The organism is Pseudonocardia xishanensis (assembly GCF_039541715.1).
Lineage (GTDB): Bacteria > Actinomycetota > Actinomycetes > Mycobacteriales > Pseudonocardiaceae > Pseudonocardia > Pseudonocardia xishanensis.
On record NZ_BAABGT010000102.1, the window covers coordinates 38,424 to 62,522 of the forward strand.

Annotated in this window: 25 protein-coding genes; 6 read left to right on the forward strand and 19 right to left on the reverse strand. The window is 72.0% G+C overall.

What is annotated here, in order from left to right:
* Nucleotides 1-34: 34 nt before the first annotated feature.
* The 4 genes from ABD993_RS31395 to ABD993_RS31410 all read right to left on the reverse strand — a co-directional run bounded on the left by ABD993_RS31395 (nt 35) and on the right by ABD993_RS31410 (nt 4,599).
* A complete protein-coding gene (locus ABD993_RS31395; protein ID WP_345426441.1) occupies nt 35-1,165 on the reverse strand; it encodes an aromatic ring-hydroxylating oxygenase subunit alpha in 1,131 nt (376 codons plus the stop codon).
* Nucleotides 1,166-1,199: 34 nt separating this feature from the next.
* Nucleotides 1,200-3,617 (reverse strand): GcvT family protein, encoded by a 2,418-nt coding sequence (locus tag ABD993_RS31400; RefSeq protein WP_345426443.1) that lies wholly within the window; start codon nt 3,615-3,617, stop codon nt 1,200-1,202.
* Nucleotides 3,614-3,973: a bifunctional 3-phenylpropionate/cinnamic acid dioxygenase ferredoxin subunit gene (locus ABD993_RS31405; protein ID WP_345426444.1), complete on the reverse strand. Its 360-nt coding sequence runs from the start codon at nt 3,971-3,973 to the stop codon at nt 3,614-3,616. Before ABD993_RS31405 ends, ABD993_RS31400 begins: the two co-directional genes overlap by 4 nt.
* A gap of 191 nt (nt 3,974-4,164) precedes the next feature.
* A complete protein-coding gene (locus ABD993_RS31410) occupies nt 4,165-4,599 on the reverse strand; it encodes an SRPBCC family protein (protein WP_345426446.1) in 435 nt (144 codons plus the stop codon).
* 412 nt (nt 4,600-5,011) lie between these two features.
* Here ABD993_RS31410 and ABD993_RS31415 point away from each other — a divergent pair, with 412 nt between their 5' ends.
* Together ABD993_RS31415 and ABD993_RS31420 are read left to right on the forward strand one after the other, a co-directional pair.
* Nucleotides 5,012-5,506 carry an NADPH-dependent FMN reductase gene (locus ABD993_RS31415; RefSeq protein ID WP_345426447.1) on the forward strand — a complete coding sequence of 165 codons (495 nt, stop codon included), beginning with the start codon at nt 5,012-5,014 and terminating at the stop codon, nt 5,504-5,506.
* A gap of 11 nt (nt 5,507-5,517) precedes the next feature.
* Complete coding sequence (locus ABD993_RS31420; RefSeq protein WP_345426449.1) at nt 5,518-5,853, forward strand: hypothetical protein; 336 nt, start codon at nt 5,518-5,520, stop codon at nt 5,851-5,853.
* On the opposite strand, the gene ABD993_RS31425 is transcribed toward ABD993_RS31420, so the two are convergent.
* From ABD993_RS31425 to ABD993_RS31445, 5 genes are all read right to left on the reverse strand, one after another.
* Nucleotides 5,850-6,518 (reverse strand): pentapeptide repeat-containing protein, encoded by a 669-nt coding sequence (locus ABD993_RS31425; RefSeq protein ID WP_345426451.1) that lies wholly within the window; start codon nt 6,516-6,518, stop codon nt 5,850-5,852. The genes ABD993_RS31420 and ABD993_RS31425 overlap by 4 nt on opposite strands.
* Nucleotides 6,519-6,635: 117 nt before the next feature.
* A complete protein-coding gene (locus ABD993_RS31430) occupies nt 6,636-8,813 on the reverse strand; it encodes a glutamine synthetase III family protein (protein WP_345426453.1) in 2,178 nt (725 codons plus the stop codon).
* A gap of 164 nt (nt 8,814-8,977) precedes the next feature.
* The gene (locus ABD993_RS31435) at nt 8,978-9,205 is read right to left on the reverse strand and encodes a hypothetical protein (protein ID WP_345426455.1); all 228 of its coding nucleotides are present in this window, start codon (nt 9,203-9,205) and stop codon (nt 8,978-8,980) included.
* Between the two features lie 116 nt (nt 9,206-9,321).
* Complete coding sequence (locus ABD993_RS31440) at nt 9,322-10,593, reverse strand: D-arabinono-1,4-lactone oxidase (RefSeq protein WP_345426457.1); 1,272 nt, start codon at nt 10,591-10,593, stop codon at nt 9,322-9,324.
* Complete coding sequence (locus ABD993_RS31445) at nt 10,590-12,200, reverse strand: peptide chain release factor 3 (RefSeq protein ID WP_345426459.1); 1,611 nt, start codon at nt 12,198-12,200, stop codon at nt 10,590-10,592. The genes ABD993_RS31440 and ABD993_RS31445 overlap by 4 nt, the downstream gene beginning before the upstream one ends.
* A 261-nt stretch (nt 12,201-12,461) precedes the next feature.
* On the opposite strand from ABD993_RS31445, the gene ABD993_RS31450 reads away from it, so the two are divergent.
* The 3 genes from ABD993_RS31450 to ABD993_RS31460 all read left to right on the forward strand — a co-directional run bounded on the left by ABD993_RS31450 (nt 12,462) and on the right by ABD993_RS31460 (nt 16,271).
* The gene (locus ABD993_RS31450; RefSeq protein ID WP_345426460.1) at nt 12,462-14,480 is read left to right on the forward strand and encodes a GAF domain-containing SpoIIE family protein phosphatase; all 2,019 of its coding nucleotides are present in this window, start codon (nt 12,462-12,464) and stop codon (nt 14,478-14,480) included.
* 62 nt (nt 14,481-14,542) lie between these two features.
* Complete coding sequence (locus tag ABD993_RS31455) at nt 14,543-14,683, forward strand: hypothetical protein (protein ID WP_345426462.1); 141 nt, start codon at nt 14,543-14,545, stop codon at nt 14,681-14,683.
* 454 nt (nt 14,684-15,137) lie between these two features.
* Nucleotides 15,138-16,271 carry a tyrosine-type recombinase/integrase gene (locus ABD993_RS31460; protein ID WP_345426464.1) on the forward strand — a complete coding sequence of 378 codons (1,134 nt, stop codon included), beginning with the start codon at nt 15,138-15,140 and terminating at the stop codon, nt 16,269-16,271.
* Nucleotides 16,272-16,532: 261 nt separating this feature from the next.
* Here the strand turns inward: ABD993_RS31460 and ABD993_RS31465 are convergent, their stop codons facing one another.
* The 5 genes from ABD993_RS31465 to ABD993_RS31485 form a co-directional block, all read right to left on the reverse strand.
* A complete protein-coding gene (locus ABD993_RS31465; protein WP_345426466.1) occupies nt 16,533-16,664 on the reverse strand; it encodes an Rv3235 family protein in 132 nt (43 codons plus the stop codon).
* A complete protein-coding gene (locus ABD993_RS31470) occupies nt 16,651-17,040 on the reverse strand; it encodes a hypothetical protein (protein WP_345426468.1) in 390 nt (129 codons plus the stop codon). Before ABD993_RS31470 ends, ABD993_RS31465 begins: the two co-directional genes overlap by 14 nt.
* A 41-nt stretch (nt 17,041-17,081) precedes the next feature.
* Entirely contained in the window at nt 17,082-17,267 is a 186-nt protein-coding gene (locus ABD993_RS31475; protein WP_345426470.1) for a hypothetical protein, read from the reverse strand.
* A gap of 368 nt (nt 17,268-17,635) precedes the next feature.
* Nucleotides 17,636-18,838: a DUF932 domain-containing protein gene (locus tag ABD993_RS31480; RefSeq protein WP_345426472.1), complete on the reverse strand. Its 1,203-nt coding sequence runs from the start codon at nt 18,836-18,838 to the stop codon at nt 17,636-17,638.
* 327 nt (nt 18,839-19,165) lie between these two features.
* Entirely contained in the window at nt 19,166-20,086 is a 921-nt protein-coding gene (locus ABD993_RS31485; RefSeq protein ID WP_345426474.1) for an ATP-dependent DNA ligase, read from the reverse strand.
* A gap of 220 nt (nt 20,087-20,306) precedes the next feature.
* Here ABD993_RS31485 and ABD993_RS31490 point away from each other — a divergent pair, with 220 nt between their 5' ends.
* Complete coding sequence (locus ABD993_RS31490; protein ID WP_345426476.1) at nt 20,307-20,570, forward strand: hypothetical protein; 264 nt, start codon at nt 20,307-20,309, stop codon at nt 20,568-20,570.
* Nucleotides 20,571-20,589: 19 nt separating this feature from the next.
* Here ABD993_RS31490 and ABD993_RS31495 read toward each other — a convergent pair whose 3' ends face one another.
* The 5 genes from ABD993_RS31495 to ABD993_RS31515 form a co-directional block, all read right to left on the reverse strand.
* Complete coding sequence (locus ABD993_RS31495) at nt 20,590-21,090, reverse strand: hypothetical protein (RefSeq protein WP_345426477.1); 501 nt, start codon at nt 21,088-21,090, stop codon at nt 20,590-20,592.
* A gap of 79 nt (nt 21,091-21,169) precedes the next feature.
* Nucleotides 21,170-22,054, reverse strand: a complete 885-nt coding sequence (locus ABD993_RS31500) for a bifunctional DNA primase/polymerase (protein ID WP_345426479.1) — start codon at nt 22,052-22,054, stop codon at nt 21,170-21,172.
* Complete coding sequence (locus tag ABD993_RS31505; RefSeq protein WP_345426481.1) at nt 22,054-22,806, reverse strand: hypothetical protein; 753 nt, start codon at nt 22,804-22,806, stop codon at nt 22,054-22,056. The genes ABD993_RS31500 and ABD993_RS31505 overlap by 1 nt, the downstream gene beginning before the upstream one ends.
* A complete protein-coding gene (locus tag ABD993_RS31510; RefSeq protein ID WP_345426483.1) occupies nt 22,779-23,327 on the reverse strand; it encodes a hypothetical protein in 549 nt (182 codons plus the stop codon). The genes ABD993_RS31505 and ABD993_RS31510 overlap by 28 nt, the downstream gene beginning before the upstream one ends.
* Before the next feature lie 241 nt (nt 23,328-23,568).
* Nucleotides 23,569-23,799: a hypothetical protein gene (locus tag ABD993_RS31515; protein ID WP_345426485.1), complete on the reverse strand. Its 231-nt coding sequence runs from the start codon at nt 23,797-23,799 to the stop codon at nt 23,569-23,571.
* Nucleotides 23,800-24,099 lie beyond the last annotated feature (300 nt).

Below are 24,099 nucleotides of genomic sequence, written 5' to 3' on the forward strand. Positions count from 1 at the left end.
GTTCGATCATGGCCCGACAGCGCTGGTGCTGATCTCACGCGAGACGGGACTGGACCCAGTGGTGGAACTCGGCGATGTGGTGCTCGCTCGGGACCAGGTTGCCGCCGTTCGCGTAGACGCGGCTGCTCATCGCCGGTTGGGTGCGCTCGCACGCCGCGAAGTCCTGGCTGTTGACGCGGTGGAAGAGCTCCACGCTGCGGTCGACGTCCGCGCCGGACTCCACCACCTCGGGCAGGAAGAGCCAGTCGCACTCCACGAGCGTGCGGTCGGGGGCCAGCGGCGTCATGCGGTGCACGATCACGTGGTCCGGTACCAGGTTCACGAAGACGCCCGGGCGGATCGTGATGGCGAAGTACCTGCGGTCCTGGTCGGCCGACACCCCGGGGATGCGGGCGTGGCCCGCCGAGCCGTCGACGGTGAAGCCCTCGACCCCGGACCCGAACTCCGCCCCGTGGCCGACGTAGTACTGCGCCGCATACCCGTCCGCGAACTCCGGGAGCACCTCGGTGAGCTCCGGATGGATCGTGGCGCAGTGGTAGCACTCCATGAAGTTCTCGACGATCAGCTTCCAGTTCGCCTGCACCTCGTAGCCGATCCGCCGCGCGAGCCGCAGGTTCTCGACGCCGTAGTGGTCGATCGACTCGACGTCCCCGAGCCGCGTCACCACGGCCCCGACGACCTCGTCTTCGAACGAGGGCGGCTCGGGCGCCACGCACACCCAGACGTAGCCGATCCACTCCCGCACCGCGACGGCGGCCAGCCCGTTGGCGAACCGGTCGACGTCCGGCATCTCGGTGAGGTTGGGGGCGGCGATCAGCTTGCCGGTCAGGTCGTAGGTCCAGGCGTGGTACGGGCACTGCAGCTTGTTGCGCACCTGCCCCGCGGGCTCGACGCACAGCTGCGCGCCGCGGTGTCTGCACACGTTGAAGAAGGCGCGGACCGCCTTGTCCCGCCCCTTCACGACGACGACGGACTCCCGCCCGACCTGCACGGTCCGGTAGGCGCCGGGGGCGTCGAGGTCCGCGGCGAGCGCCACGCACACCCACCCCGCCTCGACGATCCGCTCCTGCTCGGCCGCGAAGATCGCGGGATCGGTGTACCAGTGACCGGGCAGCGTCGGCACCAGACTGCCGGTCTGGGGCGCTGCGGGGTCGAGCATGGTCATGGGACGACTCCGGGGGCTCGGGAGATCGGGGTGGTCACGGGCGCAGGCGTTTGCCCTCGGGATCGAACACGGGCTCGGCGACGACGACGGCGGGCAGCCGCCGCCCTCGTCGCTCACCGGAGTACTGGATCTCGACCACCGTCCCCGGCGACGCGAGGTCCACGGGCAGCCAGGCGTAGGCCAGGAACGCGTCGACGCTCGGGCCGTACGCCGCGCTGGTCACGTACCCGACGCAGTCCTCGCCCGCGAACACCGGCTCGGACCCCAGGACGACGTGCCGCGGGTCGAGCTGCAACGGGACGAGCCTGCGCCGCGGTTCGGCGGTGGCCGCGGTGGCACCGGGGTACTCCCCCGGCTTGACCGCGAACGCCAGCCCGGCCTCGAGAGGCAGATCCTCGCTGGTCATGTCGACGCCCGAGGCCCGGTAGCCCTTCTCGATCCGCAGACTGGTGAAGGCGTGCCGCCCGGCGGCGACCAGGCCGTGCTCCCCGCCTGCGGCCCACAGCGTGTCCCACAGCGCGAGGCCCTGGTCCGCGGAGGTGTAGAGCTCCCAGCCCAGCTCGCCGACGTAGGACACCCGCAGGGCGAGCACGGGGATCGCGCCGACGTGGATCGTCCTCGCGCGGAAGTAGCCGAAGGAGAGGTCGTCGTCGCAGACCGAGGACAGCACGTCGAGCGCCCGGGGGCCCCACAGCCCGAGTCCGCAGGTCCCGGCCGTGACGTCCCGGACCGAGACGCCTGCCGGGGCGAGCCGACGCAACCGGTCGACGTCCACCTCGCCGTTCGCGCCGACCTGGAACAGCTCCGGGCCGAGCCGGGTCACGGTGAGGTCGCTCAACACCCCGCCGGCCTCGGTGAGCATCAGGGTGTACACCACCCGGCCCACCGCGACGTCGACCTTGTTGCTGGTCAGGCCGTCGAGGAAGGCGCAGGCGCCGGGGCCGGCGACCTCGACGCGGGTCAGCGGCGTCATGTCGTAGAGCGCGACGGACTCGCGGGTCGCGAGGGCCTCGGTGATCGCGATCGGCGACCAGTGCCGACCGGCCCAGGGCTCCCGCTCCGGGTGCGGCGCCGGCGCGTTCGCGGCGAACCACAGCGGACGCTCCCAGCCGCCGACCTCGGTGAACACCGCACCGAGCTCCCGGTGGCGCAGGTGGAACGGCGAGGTCCGCATCGGGCGCGGCGCCGCGGGCGGGTCCAGCGGGTGCAGGATGTCGTAGACCTCGACGAAGTTCCGACTGGCGCGCTGCTCCACGTAGGACGGACTGCGCTGCGCCTCGGTGAAGCGGTTGAGGTCGCAGGCGTGGACGTCCAGCGAGGGGTGGCCGTCCACCATCCACTCGGCCAGGGCGCGCGCGACACCGCAGGAGTGCGTGACCCACACGGCCTCGGCGACCCAGTAGCCGCTCAGCGTCGGATGCTCGCCGAGCAGCGGCATGCCGTCGGCGGTGAAGGAGAAGACGCCGTTGAAGCCGTGCTCGATCTCGACGCCCCCGAGCGCCGGGAGCAGCGCGCGGGCGTCCGCGTAGGCGGGCTCCCAGTCCGCGGGCGTGAAGTCGAACGACGACGGCATGTCGGTGTGCGTGGGCAGGTTCGCCGGGTCCACGGGGATCGGCCGGTGCGCGTAGGACCCGATCCCCAGCCGCTCGCCGTGCTCGCGGAAGTACAGGTCCCGGTCCTGGTGGCGCAGGATCGGCGCCTGCGCCTCACGCGGGCCGAGGTCGGTGAGCCCGGGGACGGGCGCGGTGCGCGCGTACTGGTGCGCCATCGGCAGCAGCGGGGTGGGCAGGCCGACCAGCGCGCCGGTCAGCGGGCCCCAGAACCCGGTGCACTGCACGACGTGGTCCGCGGGGAAGGTGTCCGTTCCCCGCCCGCCGGCGGCGGCCGCCTCCGTGCGGACGCCGGTCACCCGGCCGCCCTCCTGGATCACCTCGACGACCCGCTGCTCCCCCAGGAACCGGGCCCCGCGGGAGATCGCCCGCCGGGCCTGGGCCTCGACCGCGCGCGGGGCCTTGGCCAGGCCGTCGGTGGGGATGTGGAGGCCGGCCAGCACGTTCTCGGCGGGCACCAGCGGGTGCAGGCGGGCGCACTCCTCCGGCCCCACGACCGTCGCGTCCACCCCGATGGAGGCGAGGTAGCCCTGGCGGCGCCACAGCTCGGCGACCCGCTCGGGCAGGGTCGCGACCTCCAGCCCGCCGACCCGGTTGAAGCACCACTGCCCGTCGACGTCCAGGGAGGACAGCTTCTCGACGGTGTAGTGCGCGAACCGGGCCATGGTCCGCGACGGGTTGGCCTGGAACACCAGACCCGGGGCGTGCGACGACGACCCGCCCGGCAGGGCCAGCGCCCCCCGGTCCAGCACGGTGACGTCCGTCCAGCCGCGCTCGGTCAGCTCGTCCGCCACCGCGGCCCCGACCACGCCGGACCCGATGACCACGACCCGAGGCGTCATGAGGCGGCGGCGCGGCGGGCGGCGGCGGGCAGGTGCGGGATCGCCTCGGAGAGCTGCAGGTAGACCTGTCCCTCCGAGGCCACCACGGTGTGGGTGCGCACCGGGTGGGTCGCGATCATCCCGTCCGCCTCGCCGGTGCGCAGATCGAAGATCGCCGCGTGCAACGGGCACTCGACGGCGCAGTCCTCCACGAACCCCTCGGCCAGCGAGGCGTCCGCGTGGGTGCAGGTGTCGTCGACGGCGAACAGCTCGCCGTCCTCGGTGTGGAACAGGGCCACCGGCGGGCTGCCGGGAAGGTCGGTGAGCCGCAGGGACCCGCCCGGAGGGAGGTCGGAGAGCTGGCAGGCGTAGATCATGTGCCGCGTCCTCGTGATGCCGGTGTGACAGGCGTGGTCCGCGTGCTGATCAATGCGCTCTGCGAAACGTTCAGCACGACGCGCAACACGGTGAGGCCACGAGGGGGCCGCTGTCAAGGGGGTCCGGGCATGCGGAAACCCAGTCGTCGGGATCGGAAAACTGCTGGTAACGCCGCCCTGGGCCGGATGGGTCAGGAGAGCCCGTCGAGCACGGCGGGGAGGGTCCTCTCGACCTCGTCGCCGAGGCGCTCGAACTCCGCCTTCAGGAAGGGGGCGGCGAGCTTCGCGACCCCGTGGAAGTCGAGGTTCGCGGCGTAGGTGATCTCGGTGCCGCCGCCGACGGCAGTGAACTGCAGATCGTCCGTCGAGGTGACGGTCCTGTTCTCACCCCGGAAGACCAGTCGGTCCGCCGTGCGGGTGACGAGGGTGTAGGTCAGCTCGGTCTCGTTGCCGCGGAACACCGAGACGTTGCGCCAGGTCGAACCCTCACCGAGCGGGCCCGAGTCCAGCCGCTCGCAGGACTTCGTACCGGGGTCCCACTGCTCGGCGTGGGAGAAGTCGGCGAGGTAGGACACGACGGACTCGAGCGGGGTGCGCGTGCGGACCACGCGCTGGACGGCGACCATGCCCGTCCGTACCCCGACCCGGGTCCGGCCAATCAGCGGGTGCGGCCGCGGTTCCAGCCGCCGAGGATGCCCAGCGCCTGGATGAGGCCCGAGCTGAACTTGCCGAGGGCGCGTCCGAAGTTCTTCACGTGCGTGTCTCCTGGGCGTACGAGGGAGCGGGACGGCCCCACCGTCTCAAACGGGTGACGTGCGCGCACGGACGGGGGGTGGGTGCCGCGCCGAGCGGCGGGCGTCGCTGGTCGGCCCTCGACTCCCGGGCGTGTCGAGGCCCGGGGAGGCGCAGGTCGGCCGGACGGACCCCACCGAAGGTGCTGCGACGAGCGCGTGGCGTGCGTCGGCGGACGGCGCTCGCGGGCCTCGGGGATGGAATGCTGGTCGCCGGACCCCGCACCCCCGAGGCAGGAGCAGCGAAGTGACCGTCACCGTCGTCGTCGGCAACCCGAAGGCCGCAGGCCGCACCACCGAGGCAGGCGTGGCGCTGGCCGAGAAGCTGACCGGGGCGGCCCCGGACCACGTGATCGAGCTGTCCGAGCTGGGCCCCGGGCTGCTCGGCTGGGGGGACGAGGCCGTCGCCGCGGCGAAGAAGACCGTGCAGGCCTCGTCCCTGGTCGTCTTCGCCAGCCCCACCTACAAGGCGACCTACACCGGTCTGCTCAAGCTGTTCCTGGACCAGTTCGAGGGCGGGACCGGGCTGCAGGGCGTCGTGGCCGTGCCGCTGATGCTCGGCGGCGGGCCCACGCACGCCCTGGCCCCGGACCTCACGCTCAAGCCCGTGCTGTCCGAGATCGGCGGGACCTGCGCGCTGCCCGGCCTCTACCTGATCGACTCGGCGTGGGACGGGCCCGAGCTGGCCGCCTACGCCGAGCGCTGGAAGCCGGTGGCGGGCGCGCTCACGGCGCTGCGCTGAGGATGACGGAGATGACCGATCCCGCGCTCGACGCCCTCCGCGAGCTCGGGACGCAGCTCGACCGCACCATGGCCGAGCTGGCCCGCGCGCGCGAGCGGGTGGCGCAGCTGGACCGGCTGCGCACCGCCGGGTCGAGCTGGCACGAGATCGTGCAGCGCGAGGAGCGGCCGCTGGTCGTCGAGGCCGTCTCCCGGGCGCTGGACGACCTGGGCACCGTCGGCGGGCGCTTCCGCCGGGAGGAGGCCCGGGCCCTGCACGACGAGGACGTCTCCATCACCCGGATCGGGAAGCTGTTCGGGGTCAGCCGCCAGCGCGTCTCCGCGATCCTGTCGGGGTCCCCACGCTAGTCGGTGATCTCCACGCCCAGGGCGGCCAGCAGCATCGCGCCGACCGGGACGAGCTGGTCCGGGCCGATCCGGGTGCCGCGCAGGGCGAGGGGGCCGCGGATCGACTCCAGGGTGGAGCCGTGCAGGTCGGTGCCTGCGAGCCGGGCGTCCTCGAGGACGGCGTCGGTGAGGTCGCAGCGCAGGAAGGCGCAGTCCCGCGCGGTGAAGCGGTAGAGGTCCGCGCCGCGCAGCACGGTGTCCTCGACGTGCAGGAACGTGCCCTTGGCCATGCGCAGCCGGACGAGGTCGGCGCGGCAGCCCTGGAGCCGGACGTCGTTGAGGCCCGCCCCGTTGAGCTCGGTGCCGGTGAAGCGGCAGTCGGTGAAGGTGACGCGGGTGAACACCGTGTCGTCCAGCACGGCGCCGGACAGGTCGCACTGGATGAACTCGGTGTCCCGGCAGTGCAGGCCGGACAGGGTCCGCCCGGCGAGGTTCACCCCGCGCAGCCGGCACTCGTGCCACCGCAGGTCCGCGACGTGCTCGGGGAACTCGGTCTCCGGTCCGGCCTCGACGCCGTCCCACAGGTCGCCGTCCTCGGGGGGCGGCGCGGGATCGAAGGACGTGGGCAGATCGGGGCGGTCCGGCTCGGTCTTGGTCGACTTGGTCCTGCTCGTCCGGCGCGCCACCCGACCGACGCTACCGGCGCCCCGACTCGGCGGGCGGAGGTGGGGGACTCGCGGGCGACGATCCCGCGAGTCCCCCACCTCCGGCGTCCGGGTCGGACGAGTTGGACGGGTGGGACGTCAGAGGATGAAGAGCATCTCCTGGTAGGTCGGGAGCGGCCACAGGTCGTCCGCGACGACCGACTCCAGCGCGTCCGCGGCCTCGCGGACCGCGGCCATCGCCGGGAGCAGCTTCTCCCCCGCGTGCGTGGCCTCGGCGACGGTGCTCTCGGCGCTGTGGTCGGCGAGCTCGGCCTTGAGCGTGGCCAGCGCGCCCTTCAGGGCCCCGACCAGCTCGGTGACCTCGATCAGCGCGGCGGTGTCCGCCTCGACGCCCGCGGCCTTGAGGGTCGCGACGTTCTGCGCCAGCTCGGTCTGGTGCCGGACGGCGGCCGGGAGGATCTGGGTGCTGCCCATCTCCGCCGTGAGCTTGGCCTCGACGCCGATCGTGAGCGCGTACTGCTCGAGCGCGATCTCGTAGCGCGAGTGCATCTCGCGCTCGTTGAACACGCCGTACTTCGCGAACAGCTCCATCGCGGAGTCGGAGATCAGCTCCGGCACCGCGTCCAGCGTGGTGCGCAGGTTCGGCAGGCCCCGCTCGGCGGCCTCGATCTGCCACTTCTCCGAGTAGCCGTCCCCGTTGAAGACGACCGCGCCGTGCTCGGTGATGAGGTCCTTGAGCAGCGACTGGACGGCGGTGTCGAAGTCCGTCCCGGCCGCGACCGCGGTCTCCAGCACGGTGGCGCAGTGGTCCAGCGCCTCCGCCATGATCGTGTTGATCGTGGTGATCGGGGCCGCGACGGTCTGCTGCGAGCCCGGCGCGCGGAACTCGAAGCGGTTGCCGGTGAAGGCGAACGGGCTGGTGCGGTTGCGGTCGCCGGGGTCCGTCGGCAGCACGGGCAGGGTGTCGACGCCGATCTGCATGGCGCCCTTGCCCTTCGACCCGTTCAGCGAGCCCTCGGCGATCTGCTCGAACACGTCCGCAAGCTGGTCGCCGAGGAAGATCGAGATGATGGCGGGCGGGGCCTCGTTGGCGCCGAGGCGGTGGTCGTTGGTCGCCGAGGCGACCGACACCCGCAGCAGGCCCGCGTACTTGTGCACGGCGCGGATGACCGCCGCGCAGAACACCAGGAACTGCGCGTTCTCGTGCGGGGTGTCCCCCGGGACGAGCAGCGAGCCCAGCTCGGAGTTGCCGAGCGACCAGTTGACGTGCTTGCCCGAGCCGTTGACGCCCTCGAACGGCTTCTCGTGGAAGAGGATCTCGAGGCCGTGCTTCTTGGCGATCGTCTTGAACGTGGTCATCAGCAGCTGCTGGTGGTCGCTCGCGACGTTGCCGCGCTCGAACATCGGCGCGATCTCGAACTGGCCGGGCGCGACCTCGTTGTGCCGGGTCTTGGCCGGGATGCCGAGCCGGAACAGCTCCCGCTCGGTGTCCATCATGAAGCCCAGCACGCGCTCGGGGATGGCGCCGAAGTAGTGGTCGTCGAACTCCTGGCCCTTGGCGGGCTTCGCGCCGAAGAGCGTCCGGCCCGAGTTCAGCAGGTCCGGGCGGGCGACGAAGAAGTGCCGGTCGATCAGGAAGTACTCCTGCTCCGGCCCGCAGAACGACACCACGTGCTCGGAGGTCTGGGTCCCGAAGAGCGTCAGGATGCGCTCGGCCTGCCTACCCATCGCCTGCTGCGAGCGCAGCACGGGGGTCTTGTGGTCCAGCGCCTCACCGGTCATCGAGACGAAGACGGTGGGGATGCAGAGCGTGTTGCCGTTCGGGTTCTCCAGCACGTACGCCGGGCTGGTGATGTCCCAGCCGGTGTAGCCGCGGGCCTCGAACGTGTTGCGCAGGCCGCCGTTGGGGAAGCTGGACGCGTCCGGCTCGCCCTGGATCAGCGTCTTGCCCGCGAACTCCGCCAGCGCCGCGCCCTCGGAGGTCGGCTCGAGGAAGCTGTCGTGCTTCTCGGCGGTGAGGTGGGTCAGCGGGTAGAACACGTGGGCGTAGTGCGTGGCGCCCTTCTCCAGGGCCCAGTCCTTCATCGCCGACGCCACCGCGTCCGCCACCACGGGATCGAGCTTGGCGCCCCGCTCGATCGTCGCCATCACGGACTTGAAGACCGACTTGGGCAGCCGCTTCTGCATGACCGACTTGCTGAAGACGTTCTCGCCGAAGATCTCCCCCGGCGCTTCCCCCGGCACGAAGCTGACGGCGGGCGGTGCGTAGGCCTCGACGGCCGAGATCGCCTGCAGGCGCGCGGCATTTCCACTCATGGAGGGGTCCTCTGCTTCCGGCTCGTGTGCACGCGCCAGCGTGCGTGAGCCCGACCCCCGAACGGATTGCCGAGTCGTGACGATCGTGTTGCCGAAACGGACCGAGTGTGACGACGGTGGTCCGTTCGAGTGAGACCGTCATCAAAGCTGATGACGTGGCCTCCTCAGTGGAGCGAGGACACCCGTCGCGCGCGGACGACCGGGCGCGGCGCACGGCGGCGGCGCCGGTCGTGCAGGACGAGCGCAGGGCGCACGGCCAGGGCGAGCGCGGCGAGCGGCAGGAAGGCCGCCGCCGGGGCCCCGGCGCCGACCGCGACCAGCGAGGCGACGGACAACAGGACCATGAGCACCGCGCCCGCGGCGACGAGCCGCACGTTCGGACCAGGTGACATCGGCACTCCTGCGGACCGCCGGGACGGCACCAGGCAGCTGCGGGAGAGCTGCCGAACCCGCCTGTTAGCCATGTCTAATGGTGACCTACGGCGGGGCTAACAGCCAAGCGACGTCTCTATCTGAGACGACCGTCTCCCTCCAGCAACCGGTCCCGGTGGGCGGAACGGAAGCGGCCCTCCGGGTCGATCCGGTCCCGCACCGCCGCGAACTCGGCCAGTGACGGGTGCACCCGCCGCAGCTCGGGACCGGTGCGGGTGTGCAGCTTGCCCCAGTGCGGTCGCCCCTCCAACCCGGCCATCACCTGCTCGACGGCGGCGAAGTACGCCGCGTGCGGCTGTCCCGCGTGCACGTGGACGGCCAGGTAGGCGCTGTCTCGCCCGTACGCCATCGACAGCGGCACGTCGTCCGCCGCGGTCAGCCGCACCTCCACCGGCACGGTCACGGCGCGGGCGTGCCGCTCCGCCGCCGCGCGCAGCCCGGCGAACGCCTCGCCCAGCGCCTCGCGCGGCACCGCGTACTCCATCTCCAGGAACCGCACCCGCCGCGGCGAGCAGAAGACGCGGTCGCTGCGGTCCACGTACTCCCCCGCGGGCATCTGCGCCGCCAACAGCCGGTTGAGCCGCGGGACCAGCGCCGGGACCCGGTCGGCGAGCGCACACACGGCGGCGAACCCGACGTTGCCGAGCAGCTCGTCCGCCACCCAGGGCAGCCGCCGGACCGGCCCCGTCGCCTCGGTGCGGTTGTTGCGCTTGAGCACCGCGACCTCGGTGTGCGGGAACCAGTAGAACTCGGCGTGGTCGTCCGGCAGGGCGGCGAGCTCCAGCGCCGCGCCCAGCGGGACGACGGACTCGTGGGCGTGCAGCCGGAACGCGGGCACCGTCTCCAGGGTCACCGCCGTGACGACGCCGAGCGCCCCGAGCCCGATCCGGCCCAGCCGCAGCAGGTCGCCGTCCGCCTGGACCACCGCGCCGTCGGCGAGCACGATCTCGAAGCCCCTGACCTGCGCCGCGATGCCCCGGTAGGTCGCGCCGGTCCCGTGGGTGCCCGTGGCGAGGGCCCCGGAGACCGTCTGGGCGTCGATGTCGCCGAGGTTGGGCAGGGCGCGGCCGTGCTCGGCGAGCAGGGCGTTGAGCCGACGCAGGGTCATCCCCGCCGGGACCGTGACGCAGTCGCCGTCGACGACGATCCCCGGCCCGCTCGGCGGTCGGACCGCGACGCCCTCGGGCACCCCGATCCCGTTGAACGAGTGCCCCGAGCCCAGCGCGGCGACCCGCAGTCCCTCCGCGGCGGCGGAGGCGACCGCCTCGGCGACCTCGGCCGCGGAGCCCGCCAGGACGGTCCGGACCGGCGACGTGCGCTGGTTGCCCGCCCAGTTCCGCCAGGTCACTCCGTGACGGTACCGGCCAGCAGCGGCTCGAAGGGGACGTCCGGGAACTTGCGGATCACGACGTCCATCCGCCACTTGTTGCTGAACACCGCCAGCTTCACCCCGTCGGACCGGGTCAGCACCTCGCACTCGGACTGGCTCGACAGTGCCGCCTCGCCGGCCTCGTCGGTCACCCGCGCGATCTGGTACGGCAGGTGCTCCAGCCGGATCGGGGCGTTGAACTCCGACTCCATCCGCGCCGCGACGACGTCGAACTGCAGCGGCCCGACGGCCGCGAGCACCGGTGCCTGGTCGCCGCGGCGGTCCGAGCGCAGCACCTGGATGACGCCCTCGCCGTCCAGCTGCTCGATCCCCCGGCGGAACTGCTTCGTCTTGCCCGCGTCCGCGCAGCGGGCGACCGAGAAGTGCTCGGGCGCGAAGCTGGGGATCGGCGGGTAGGTCACCGGCTGGGCGGCGTAGAGGCTGTCCCCCGGGCGCAGGGCGTTGGCGTTGACCAGGCCGACGATGTCCCCGGGGAACGCCTCCTCGACGGTGGTGCGCTGGTTGCCGAACACCGACTGCGCGTACTTGGTCGCGAAGGGCTTCCCGGTGGCGGCGTGGGTGAGCACCATGCCGCGCTCGAACCGGCCGGAGTTGATGCGCAGGAACGCCATCCGGTCCCGGTGGGCCCTGTCCATGCCCGCCTGCACCTTGAAGATCAGGCCGGAGAGCGGCGCGTCCAGCTCGCGCGGGCGGCCCTCGGCGTCCTCCCGCTCGCCGGGCGGCGGGGCCAGCTCGACGAGTGCGTCCAGCAGCCGCGCGACGCCGATGTTCGACAGCGCCGCCCCGAAGAGCACCGGGGTGGCGGTGCCCGCGAGGAAGTCCTTCTCGTCGAACTTCGCGCCGATCTCGTCCAGCAGGGCGATCTCGTCCTGCGCGGTGGCCCAGAACTGGGGCTCGTCCGCGGCCGCGACCTCGGGCGCCACGACCTCGGCGGTCGCCCGGGTGGCCCCACCGGCGGCGCGGGTGAACTTCGTGTACTCGCCGGTGGCGACCTCGATCAGGCCCTTCAGCTCACCGGCGATCCCGAGCGGCCAGGTCAGCGGCATCGGCCGCAGCCCGATCGTCTGCTCGACCTCGTCCAGCAGCTCGAGGGCCTCGCGGCCGGGGCGGTCCCACTTGTTGACGAAGGTGAGGACGGGGATCTTGCGCGAGCGGCAGACGTCGAACAGCTTGAGGGTCTGCGGCTCGAGGCCCTTGGCGGCGTCGAGCAGCATGACCGCGGCGTCCACCGCCGCGAGCACGCGGTAGGTGTCCTCGGAGAAGTCGCCGTGGCCGGGGGTGTCCAGGAGGTTGATCACGGCGTCGCCGTACTCGAACTGCAGCACCGCCGACGACACGGAGATGCCGCGGGCGCGCTCCATCTCCATCCAGTCGCTCGTGACGCCGCGCCTGCCGGACTTCCCGTGCACGGCGCCCGCGGAGTCGATCGCGTCCGCGTGCAGCGCGAGGGCCTCGGTGAGCGTGGACTTGCCCGCGTCCGGGTGGCTGATCACCGCGAAGGAGCGCCGCCGCCTCGCCTCGGCGAGGACCCGGCCCGCCGCCCCGTCGGACTCGCCGACCGCCACTGCACTCCCCTTTCGACCCGAGGCTCCAGGGTAACCGGGCAGCGCACCGGGACGACGCCCGGCGGGGGGCGGTGCGGACGTCGTCCCGAGACGGACCGGCGGGGCGCGGCCCGACAGCGTCGGGCCGACCCCCACCCGTTCGGCCGAACGCGGACGTCGTGTCGCGGGCTTATCCTTTCCGACGTCGCCCGCGATGCCGGCGGCCCCTGCAGACGCCTCCTCCCACCGGCGCACAGGGTCGGCGGAGGCCACGAGCCGAGGTTGCGCGAACCCCACCCACTCGATCCGGACCACCGCGTCCGGGTCTTCGAGGGGCCGGGCGGTGCCTGGGGAGCGCACCGCCCGGTCCCGTCCACCGTGGATCACCTGGTCGGTCGGGACGAGTACCGTGCTCGGGCACGAGATGCCGCCGCGGACCCGGTCCCGCAGGATGGCAGCGAGAGGGTCGGGGGCGAGCTCGTCTCCACGGCCGTCTCGTCGGGGAAGGCCACGGCCGATCCGCCACGAGAGACCGAGGAGCACACGATCGACGTCGAGGACCCGCGGCGCCTGCGCGCCCTGCAGCGGTCCGGCCTGACCGCCGAGCCGGACGCCCGCCTCGACGAGTACGCGGTGTGGGTCCGCGAGCTGCTCGGCGTCCCGGTCGCGCTCGTCTCCCTCGTCCAGACGGACCTTCAGGTGTTCCCGGGCATGACCGGGCTACCCGAGCCGTGGGCGACCAAACGGTCCACGCCGCTGAGCCACTCGTTCTGCAAGCACGTGGTGCAGACGGCCGCACCCCTCGTCGTCGCCGACTCCCGGGAGCATCCCCTGGTCCGGGACAACCTCGCGATCGCGGAGCTGGGGGCCATCGCCTACGCAGGCATGCCCCTGACGGACGGCGAGGGCCACGTCCTCGGCTCGCTCTGTGCGATCGACACCGTCCCCCGGGAGTGGACCGACGCCGAGCTGGCCCACCTGCGCCGGATCGCCGCGGCCTGCTCGGGTGAGCTGCGGCTGCGGCTGGCCTCGTACGACGCCGACCGCGAGGGCGTCCGGCGGGACCGCGTCGAGGCGGCGCAGCAGCGCTCCTTCGACCGCACCCGGACCCTGCTGCTGGCCTCGCAGGCCTTCACCCACACCGACACCGTCGAGAGCGTCCTGACCGGGATCCGCGATCTCGTGCGCAGCGCGCTGCGGCCCGCGTACGTCGGCGCGGTCGTGCTCGACGAGCAGGGCGGCACGATCCGGCTGCAGGACGACCCGGTCGTGCTGGCCCCCGGGTACTCCCCCGCGCTGGACCGGGAGCTGCCCTCGGCACGGGCGATCCGCGAGGCGTCGATCGTGCACTATGCGGACCGCACCGCCGTCGCGGCCCTGCACCCGCCCGCCACCGTGTCGATCATGCGCCACCTCGGGCTGCACTCGGTGGTGGCGGTGCCGCTGCCCGGGCCCGCCGGTCCGGTGGGGTCGATCGTGCTCGGCTGGGAGGTCCCCAACGTCGTCGGGCCCGAGGACCTGCTGACCCTCGCCACCGTCGGTGGGTACGCGGGGCAGGCGCTGGCCCGTGCCCAGCTGCTCCACCACCGCGTCGCGGTGGCGCACGAGATGCAGAACGCCATGCTCACCACGCTGCCCGTGGTCGAGGGGCTGAGCATGGCGGCCCGGTACGCGCCCGCGGACTCGCGGGAGAACGTCGGCGGCGACTGGTACGACGCCATCGCGGTCCCGGGGGCGCTCGTCGTCACCGCCGGGGACATCATCGGCCACGCCCTGGACGCCGCGACCGTGATGGGCCAGGTCCGGTCCATGCTGCGCCAGACCGCCTGGGACCGGCCGGAGGGCCCGCCGTCGGCGATCCTGGGGGCGTTCGAGTCCGCCAACCTCGGCCTGGCGATCGGCGCCGCGGGCACCGCCGTGCTCGCGCGGCTGGTCGAGACCGCGGGCACCTGGCACGTGACCTGGACGAACGCCGGGCACCCGCCGCCGCTGCTGCTCCTGTCCGACGGCACCGTCGAGCTGCTCGCCGGACACGACCCGCTCTTCGGCTTCGCCAACCTGGCCGGCATCGCCCGCACGGACTCCGAGCGCGACATCCCCTCCGGCGCCACGCTGTTCCTCTACACCGACGGACTCGTCGAGCACCGCGGCAGCGACATCGACGAGGGCACCGAGGCACTGGTGGAGCTGCTCCCCCGGCTGCGGGAGCTGCCCGTCCAGGAGCTGGTCGACCGCACCCTCGCCACCCTCGCCCCGGACGCCCCGGACGACGTCGTCGCCTTCGCCATCCGGTTCCCGTGACCGGACGGCGGGTCGGACGGCTGGACCCTGCCCCGGCGGGGTGGCCTTCGTCGGCTGCGCCGGTGACCGAGGCCCCGATACCTGCGCGACACCCGCCACGGTACGACGCGATCGCACCGGCCTACGCCGCGGTGACCGCCCGGCTCGGACGCGCCCCCGTCCCGACGACGGCCACCCAGCGGATCCCCCAGGCCGCCGCCTGATCGCGAGGCGGCGCCCGCGGGGCGTCTGGCACGGGCCGGTCCGACAGTCGAGGCCCAGGCGGGTCCGCCCTAACGTGGGGGCCATCGGGCACGACCGGCCGGGTCCCCGGTCCTCGAGAGCCGAGTCACCGGACCCTGGGCGACGAGCCGGGGCCGCTCCGGATCCCATAACCTCCGAAGCCGAAGGATCGGACAGCACTGCGCCCGGCACACGAGCGGCGGACCGACATCACGATCCGGGCGAAGGAGTCGTACCTGCGGAGCAGATAAGACCGCCGACCTGGAGAGAAGCTCCTCCGACTGGACTCGAACCAGTAACCCTGCGAGTTACTATAGGCACCACTCAACGCTTGCCACAGCTTTTCGATACTCGCTCTGAGCTGCAACAAGTCCTCTCTCGCTCATCGGAGACTCATCACCGGTTGTCGGTATTTCCTGGGAGTAAGATGGGAGTATGGGCCGACCAGCCATGCCTCTTGGCACCTACGGCAACATCCGGACGTACACCCGCAACGGCCAGTGCTACGCGCGAACGCTCTACCGAGACTGGGACGGCGTCACGCGTGATGTCCAGAAGCATGGCGCCACGGAGAGTGCTGCGAAGCGCGCCTTGACCGAGGCGCTCCGCGACCGTGTCAGGATCGACGGGAACGCCGTGATCACCCCCGACAGCCGAGTCGACGTCCTCGCCGAGGCCTGGTGGGCCGAGGTCAACAACGAAGACAAGTCCCCCGGCACTCTGCGCTCGTACCGAGACCGACTGGACAGACAGGTCCTTCCTTCGCTCGGGAAGCTCCGCGTCCGCGAGCTCACCACCGGAGCCGTCGACCGGCATCTCAAAGCCGTGCGAGAGCGCCACGGCGCGGCCGTCGCGAAGCTCGTTCGCACCGTCCTGTCAGGAATGTGTGGCGTAGCCCTGCGTCACGACGCTTTAGACCGGAATCCCGTCCGCGACGCTCCCCGAATCACAGGCGGCAAGCCGAAGAAGGATCCGACAGCACTCACCGCGCCACAGGCTCGACAGCTGCGCAATCTCCTGACCTACGACGACACCGCAAGGCGGCGCGACGTCCCTGACCTGGTCTCCGCCATGTTCGCCACCGGCCTCCGGATTGGCGAGGTCTGCGCGCTTCGATGGGACGACGTCGATCTCGACACCGGGACCGTCCGCACCGGCGGAATGGTCGTTCGCGAAAGAGGCAAGGGGCTTCGGATTAGACGAGAGGCTTCGTCGAAGGTGAAGGTGCGCGGACTGCGACTTCCCACATGGGCGGTGACGATGCTGCGACGACGTCAGGAGGCCAATCCTGCGGGCGAGCTCGTGTTCCCGGCCGCCTCCGGCGGTCTCCGCGACCCTTCGAACACACAAGCAGATCTCAAGGACGCCCTGGGCGCCGCCGGGTACGAGTGGGTGACCAGTCACGTCTTCCGAAAGACGGTCGCGTCCCTCATGGACGAAGCAGGACTATCGAGCCGAGCCGCCGCGGACCAGCTCGGGCACGCGAAGCCCTCGATGACCAGCGATCGGTATTTCGGACGCAACCTCGTAGACACCGGCGCCGCGGACGTCCTTGAGGATCTTGAGTAGAGGTGCTTGGACGTGCCGGGCCAAGTAAGCAGCACCCGACCTCGCGATTACTCGGGTGTAAAGCGCGTTCAACGCACCAACTAGGGCTTCTACCTGCGACTTTGTCGGCACCGGACCAGGCTGAAGCGGCTCTGGATGCCCCGATCAAACCTAGTTGATGCCACGTTTGATGCCACGGCCAGCGATCTTGACCCGGCACACGCAGCGTAGCGAGCGCAAGCGGCGCGCTGGGCGGATGGCTCCGTCCAGCGCCCCGAGGTGTCACAGCACCCGGATCGTCTGACACCGCCAGCGGTAGTCCGTGTCCAGGTCGAACGACGCCGCCATCGCCCGTCGCCGAGTCTCGAGGCGGATCGAGGCCGCCACCTCGACGACACCCTCATGGGGTTGCACGGCGCGCAGGCTCAGCAGTCGGGCGCCTCCGTGGGAGCCGCTGGTGTCCCGAAGGAAGGGCGTTGACGTAGCGCAGGACGCGAGGGTGCACGCGCTCGCGCAGCTGATGCGGCGGGCGGCGCTGGTCGAGGACATCGACCAGCATCCGGACCGTACGAGCAGCGGTGTCCAGGGCGTGCGGGTCGGGAACCAGGTCGACGACGGGCGTGCCCTCGGGCAGCGGTGGTGGGGCCGTGAGCTGCGCCTGACGCCCGCAGGCCTCGCACGGTCCGTGGAGGTCCTGGCCGTCCCAGATGTAGCCGCCGGCGGTGGGTAGCCCGAGGGCGCGGCGCAGCAGGTTGTGGGTCTGGTCCTGGTGGTCGGCGAGTGCGGTCATGGCGAGCCTCCGAAGGCCTCGACGAGTCGGCGGGGCCGGGCTCAGAAGGGCGGGTCCAGCTCGGGGACGGCCTGGAGTGCGTCGGCCAGCGTGGCCTGGGGTCCGGCCTCGGCGATCAGCTGCTCGGTGAGGTCGACGAAGGTGTCGAACTCCGCAGCGGTCATGGCCGCGAAGGCGTGCTGGTCGAGCTCGGCGGGGAAGATCGGCTGGGCGCGGTGGTGAGCCATGGGGTTCTCCGGTGGTCGGTGCGGGTGGAACGCGGCACCGCCTCAGCGGGACGGGGGTGGGGTCCCCGAAGGGGACGGGCGGGGGTTCGGGCTGGCCCATCCCGGTGAGACCACCCCTCCCCCACCGCCGCTCGACCACACGACCGGCCTGTGGTCTCACCGGGATGGGTCGGCCGGGTTCATCGCCCGCTCGCCCCGCGCCGGTTCTGCTGACCTCCGGGCGATCCACCTGTGCCGATCACCGGAGAACCCCACCCACCACCACCGCCGACCGGGCTTCCCACCGAACCCAGCCACCGCAGGCACTCGACCAGACCGAGGTGCGGCACGGCACCCTCATCGGGCACCGCGCCGCACCCCGGGCCGGGTCAGCGACCGCCGGCGTGTGCCGCGGCGAGTCCCATCGCTCGGAGGGCGTGGCGTTCCATGCCGTGCGCGGTGTCGGCGTCGTCTTGGAGTTGTGCGGCGGAGGTGACCGCGTGCAGCACCCCACCCGAGGTCGGGTCCCCACCGAGCAGGAAGTGGTTGAGGATCAGGTCCTGCTGCTCGGCGGTGAAGGCGAGCTTGCGGCTGACGTGCTCGATCGTCTCCACCGGCGCCGCGACCGGCACGCCAGCTTCGGCGGTGATCTCCGCCAGCCGGGCGCGGACCAAGTCACGGTCCAGGAACGTCGCGACGGCGTCGCGGGCCTTCTTCAGCACCAGCTCAAGGGCAGCGGCATGGGTGTCGGCGGCCCAGGTGATCTGCCCGGCGGACAACCGCCCACCGAGGTGGACCTCCTTGAGGACGTGCTTGGTCAGCGTCATGCCGTTGTTGCAGATCTGCACCGTCAGCTGCGGGGCGATGGTGAACGCCCCGGCACCGGTCTCGGAGTTCGACAGCACGAACCCCGCCCACACCAGGGGGTTGTCGGCGCCGCGGGCCCCGGTGAACGGGCTGCGGTAGTCACCGAGCAGGGCGGGGGCGTGTTCGGCGATCTCGGTGGAACGGATCTTGACGTACATGCGGGACTCGGTCAGGTCCGCGGAGGTGATGTCGACCGCGGCCCCGGCGGCGCGGATCCCGGACAGGGCGGTCATCAAGACGTCGAGGTTGTCCACGATGCGGTAGGAGTCCGACAACACCGCCCGCAACACACCCGGCCGCGCCGACCCCGAGTCGTGCAGGGCCCGGATCAGGAACCGGCGGTCCGGGCGCTCGGCGAGCCAGCCGTTGACGTTGGCGTCGTAGAGATCCGGCCGTGTCGCGCGCATCCGCCGCAGATACGGGAGCGGGATGTCCAGCTTGGCGGCCAGGTCCCCATCGGCTGCGGCGGTGGGGGTCAGGACGGCGTCGCCGCGGGTGACGCCGTCGACGGTCAACGTGTGGGCGGCGTCGGCCACATGTATGCGGCCTGCGTGGGAGCGCAGGTCGGCGGCGGGGGCGACGAGGTCGAGCTTAACCTCCTGCTGGGCCCGCAGGATGTCGACGATCTCCCCGAGACCGGCGTTGCGGCAGGACAGGACACCCAGGCCCGTCGGGCGGGGCTGGTCGGTCGGGTCGGTGGGCTGGGCGGGGTGGTGGATGGACACGGTGCGCTCCTCGTGGAGCCGCAGGACGCCCCGAACCCGCGGGGTGAACCCAGCCGGGGTGGGGGCGGTCTCACCGGGTGGTGAGGCGGGGCTCGCCCGCACCCCGTGCCGGGACGGGTCGGGGCACCGCGCTCGCCCGACCGGCGTGAGATCACCCCACCCACACGCCAGCCGACAGCTGGGACCGCGCGGTGATCCCACCCGCGTCGGCGCGGGCAGGCGGGGCATCGACCATCGCAGTCCCGGACGGGGTGCAGAGTCCCTAGCCCTCACCGCTCGGTGGGGCTGCTCCCGGCCCGCCTGGTTCGCGGCGTCAGGTGCCGTCGGTCAGGTGAGGTCGCCGGCCTCGAGGTCGTGGCGCACGCGGACCAGTCTCGCTCCGTGGCGCCACCGGCCCGCCTCGAACGCGGTGTCCACGTCGAGCTCGACCACTACGGCGGGGTCGACCGGGGTGTGCTCGACGTCGTCGAGCCCCGGCAGCCCGAGACGTCCACCCGCCAGCACCGTCGGCCACGGGTGCGGGCCGCGGGCGCGGGTCAGCAGGCCGCCGACCTCCATGCTGGCGTGGCGCTGCAGCGCCACGGTGCGACCGACCACCCTCAGCCGACCTCGATCATCGTGGCGGCCCAGCACGAGCGCGGTCGGAGCCTCGACCGGGCCGATCACGCCGCCGATGATCGCGTCTGCCGAGAGCCGGGTCCGATGCTTGGACCAGAACCTCGATCTCGGCCGATACCCGTGGTCGAGGCGTTTCGCGACGACACCCTCGACTCCACGTCCGCCGTGATCGACCATCCATGCCCGCGCCACAGCGACGTCGGTCGACGCCGGCATCAACCGCAGCGCACCGCGAGCGGAGGCCAGGAGGTCCTCGAGTCGGCGACGGCGGTCCCGGTACGGCTCCCCGCGGATGTCTCGGCCTCGATCGGCGAGGACGTCGAACGCGACGAGATGGCGCTGCCCGCGACCGGAGTGCAGAGCGGCGAAGTCGGCCCGGTCATCGCACATCGCGACGAGCTCGCCGTCGAGCACCGTTCCCTCTGGGACCAGCTCGGCGAGCCCGGCTGCCACATCGGGAAACAAACCCGTCAGAGAGCGCTGCTGGCGGGAGTGCAGCCGCACCCGTCGACCGACGTGGGCGACGCACCGCCAGCCGTCGAGCTTTGCTTCGTAGGCGTGGCGGCCGTCGTCGGGTAGGTCGTTCCCGGTGCGCGCCACCATCGTGGCCACAGGAAACTCGACGCCCATGGTTCGGACGCTAGCCCGACACGCAGCGCGTCTAGCGTGTGGACTAGACGTGAGGTCGGGAGTCGCCGAACAGGCACAGACCGTGGTTCACACGAAAGCCAACCGACCCATACGAACATCTGTTCGATCCGTGCGCTAGAGTCATTGTCGCGCGGTGGCCCGTCGTAGGGAAGTACGGCGGGCTCCGCGCGCCCTCGGACGAGCGAGCGGGAGGCGCGGCATGGGCGGCCGGAGCAGATACGACCGGAACATCCCCGTCGACGACGCGATCGCCGCGGAGGCGGCGGCCTACTCCACGATCGCTGAACTGCTTGACGGCACCGGCGAGGAGATCATCGGTGACCGCGCCGTCGCCGCCCAGATCGGCAACGTCCTGCACAGCGCCGCGATCGAGCTCCGCGCCGGACGGGCACTCCCGATCGAGGTCCGACGCGCCGTCCGCGGACTGGCCAACGCACTACGCGAACAGAGGGACCCCCGCTGACGAGCACTCGATGAGGAACTCAGGCGTTCTTCGCCTGCTTCGCCTCCGCCTTCACCGCCTTGCGCAGCGCAGTGATGCTCTGCCCGGCGAGAGCCTTCGAGGCGACCGAGTCGCCGATCTGGCGCGGGGTCATGTGCCCGCGACCGGACGGGGCCAGGTAGCGCTCGCCGCCCGGGCCCTCCTGGTACTCCAGACCCGAGGTGACCCGCGCGAAGCGGGTCTTGTTGCCGCGGCGCACGGCCTCCCACTTCTCCACCCGCACCGCCAGCCGGCAGCAGGTGCACAGCAGACGGCGCAGGAACAGTCCCTCGTCATCGACGCCGGTGAAATGGATCCCGGCCTGCCGGATCGTCGGGAACAGGTGCCGACCCCGCTCCCGGCAGGCGATGACATCGTCGGAGACCCGATCCACATACAGGTCGACGTCCTCGTCCGAGGCCTTCACATACCCCTGCTGCTCGGCGTCCTGCTGCTCGCCCTGAATCGACCGGGCCGCTGTCCCAGGCTTCCCATCCGCCACTATGGCCTCCTTCCGTTTCGCAGGAAGGTAGCCGTTGATCACCGATTCTGCGCCTGTGCGGAGCGGACTTCGTCAGAAATCACGGCACGGCCTGCCGGATCCGCCTGGGCATTCGGGCGCCGAAGGCCAGCCCGTCGTCGATGTCACGCTCGATCTCCCGCACCGACGTATCCGCACCGAGGTGCGCCTCCGCAGCCTCGAGCAGCACCCACCGCGCTCGGGCCGCGTCGAGCTCCCCGCCGCCGACCAGGCGGCCGAGGGTGCGAGCGGCACGCAGCCGGGTGGTGTGGCGGGTTCCTACGACGGCGGCCGCGACCGCTTCGGTCTCGCTCGCGACGATCGCGTTCACGTACGCGGTCGCCCGCGAGCCCCTCAACCGCAACTCCGATTCAGGAGTCCGCGCCGCGGGCGGGAGCGGGGGCGGGGTAAGGAGTGTGGCGAGCCACCCCGGCAGCTCGGCGATCTCGCCGCCGCGCGCGACGTAGCGCCCGGACGGCAGCACCGACCCGGCGGCGAGGACGTACCCGCCGACACCGCGGGTGTCGATCAAAGGCGCCAGCAGCCCTTGACTGTTGCGCAGGGCCGTCTCGTGCGGCATCCGACAGTACAGGTGGCGTCCGGTCGAGGGGGTGGTGACCGACGCCGTCACCGGGACGACCTGCCCGCGCTCATCGGCCAGCCCACCCAGCGCCTCGACGCCCGACACCGCCGACGGCCCGAGCTTGGGCTGGTCGAGGTCGATCACCACGACCCCACTGCGGCCCACGGCGAGACCGACGTTGAACGGAGTCGTCCGCCACCACCGCCCGACCTGCCGAAGGTCGCGTGTCGCAGCCTGCTCCCAACCGGGAATCACCGGGGTCTTCGCCCGCGGCCGGACCGGGAACACGAAGAACCCCGCCTCGACCGCCCGCTCCGCAGCTACCCGCAGACGCCGCACCGCTGCCGAACTCGACGTCGTCATCACCTGCTCCCTTGGTTCTGTCGTCCTGTCGCGATCGTGGTTGTCGCTGGTGGCGGGGGTGGGCGATGTCGTGCAGCACGAGGACTGCACGACATCGCCCGTGGGCTCAGCCCTGCGACGCCTCGACGTCGGACGACCCGATCCCCGGCGGCGCTTTCAAGCGGCGCGGCTTCGGGTGCTGCAGCCTCGGGTTCCAGGCCGGTCACGGCGTAGGTCTCGATGTCCGAGAGCTGATAGCCCCAGGTCGCCATCTGCCCGAGATACCGCGCCGTGTCAGCGCCCTGGTGGCGCCAGGTGTGCGGGCCGGTCCGCTCCTCCCACGCACACAACACCGCCGCCGCAGCCAGCACCGTGGCCCGCCTCGGCGACACCGCCGACACCATCTCCATCACCGCCGAGAACTCCGCACCCCCGGACCGGAACCGATCCGACGGCCCGACCTCGAAACCCAGCAGCTCACGCAGCAACGGCCAACCCGCCTCCAGCGCCTGCCGGATCGGATGATCACCAGCCAGCAGACACGTCAGCACGAACCGCTCCGCACCGACCGGCGCGGTCTTGCAGGCGGCGAACGCTCGCAGCCACTCCCGGCGCACCGTGGTCGCCGACCGCCACTGCTTGTTGCGCTCCACCACCACCCGACGGGCCGCCTTCTCCTCCTCCGACAACGACCGCCTCCCCTCCCCTGCCGGAGCCTGCGTGCCGTCGACGTGGCCGTGGGCGATCACGTCCCGACACACCAACACCGCCACCGGTCGCCGCTCCCCCTCGACGAACCCAGAACCCACATAGGCCGCATGCCCGGGGCAGCCGCGTGCGCGGGCGCGTCGATGCCGTGGTCGTCGAGGCGAGACACCGGCCAGGCCACCTGGTCGCGCTCGACGACCTCTACCCCGGCCTCGACCAGCTCCGCCCGTATCCGAGCGGCGGCCTCGGCCTCGGTGCGGTCGTCGCGCAGCCGCTGCACCGTGTGCTCGAACCGCCCGGACTTTGCCGCCGCCACGATCGCCTTCACCGCCTCCGGATCGGAGTCGAACTCCGCCACCGCCGCGACCTGATCCAACGACAGGAACTCCCACCGCTTCCCCGCCTTCGACGCCAACTCCGACCCGGCGACCTTCAGGCCGGTCGCGACGTCGGCCTTCTTCGCGCCGTTCCGCTTGGCGATCGTCGACGCGGACAGCCCGAACGCGGCCAGCTGTTCCCACCCGGCCACCTGCACAGCGACCGACAGGTCGGCGCGCTGGTCGTTCTCCACCAGCTGATCGGTCACCCGATCCACCCCCTCCGGCGTCGCAACCAGCACCACCGGGACACTGGCCAGCCCGCATTCCAGGCGGCGAGGGTGCGGCGGTGCCCGAACTCCACCACCGGACCGTCCTCACCCGGATAGGCCACCACAGGCTGGAGCACACCTCGTTCGCGAACGCTCGCGACGAACTCCCGAGCGAGCTTTATTTCCGTGCGGACGTTGGCCGCAAAGATCAGCGCGTGCGGGTCGAGATGGAGGAGTGTCATCGGGTGGCCTCCCGCCCACGGATGACCAACACCACGCCCGGGCCGTTCAGGTGCGTCACCGGCTCCGCAGGCCGGTAACCCTCGGCGGCGACGACCGGACACAACGCGGTCCCGTCCGAGGCGTGCGTCCACCCCGGCACCTCACCGGGCGCGATCCAGTTGCGCGGCGGCACCGCAACCGCGTGCTCACCACACTCCGGGCAGCTTGCATACGACAACTCGTCCATCAGGGCTCTCCTTGGCCGTGAGGCGGGCGATCGGCGGATGCCGGATCGCCCTGAGAGCGCCCTGGACGTGTCGTAGGGGCCCGCCGCCAAGCCGCAGCAGCAAGATGCTTTCGGGCGTAGCGAACCCGAAGGGCCGAAAGGATCTCTGCAGACCGGCTTTGCGACGGGGAACGACACGGGCAAGCTCGGCCAGGGAGAGCAGCGCGAGAGCGCAACAGCGTCGGCTCACTAGGCGAAGTGGCGTCCACCAAGGTGGTGTGCGATCCGGTCCTGGTCAGGGCCGTGGCGTAGACGTGTAGG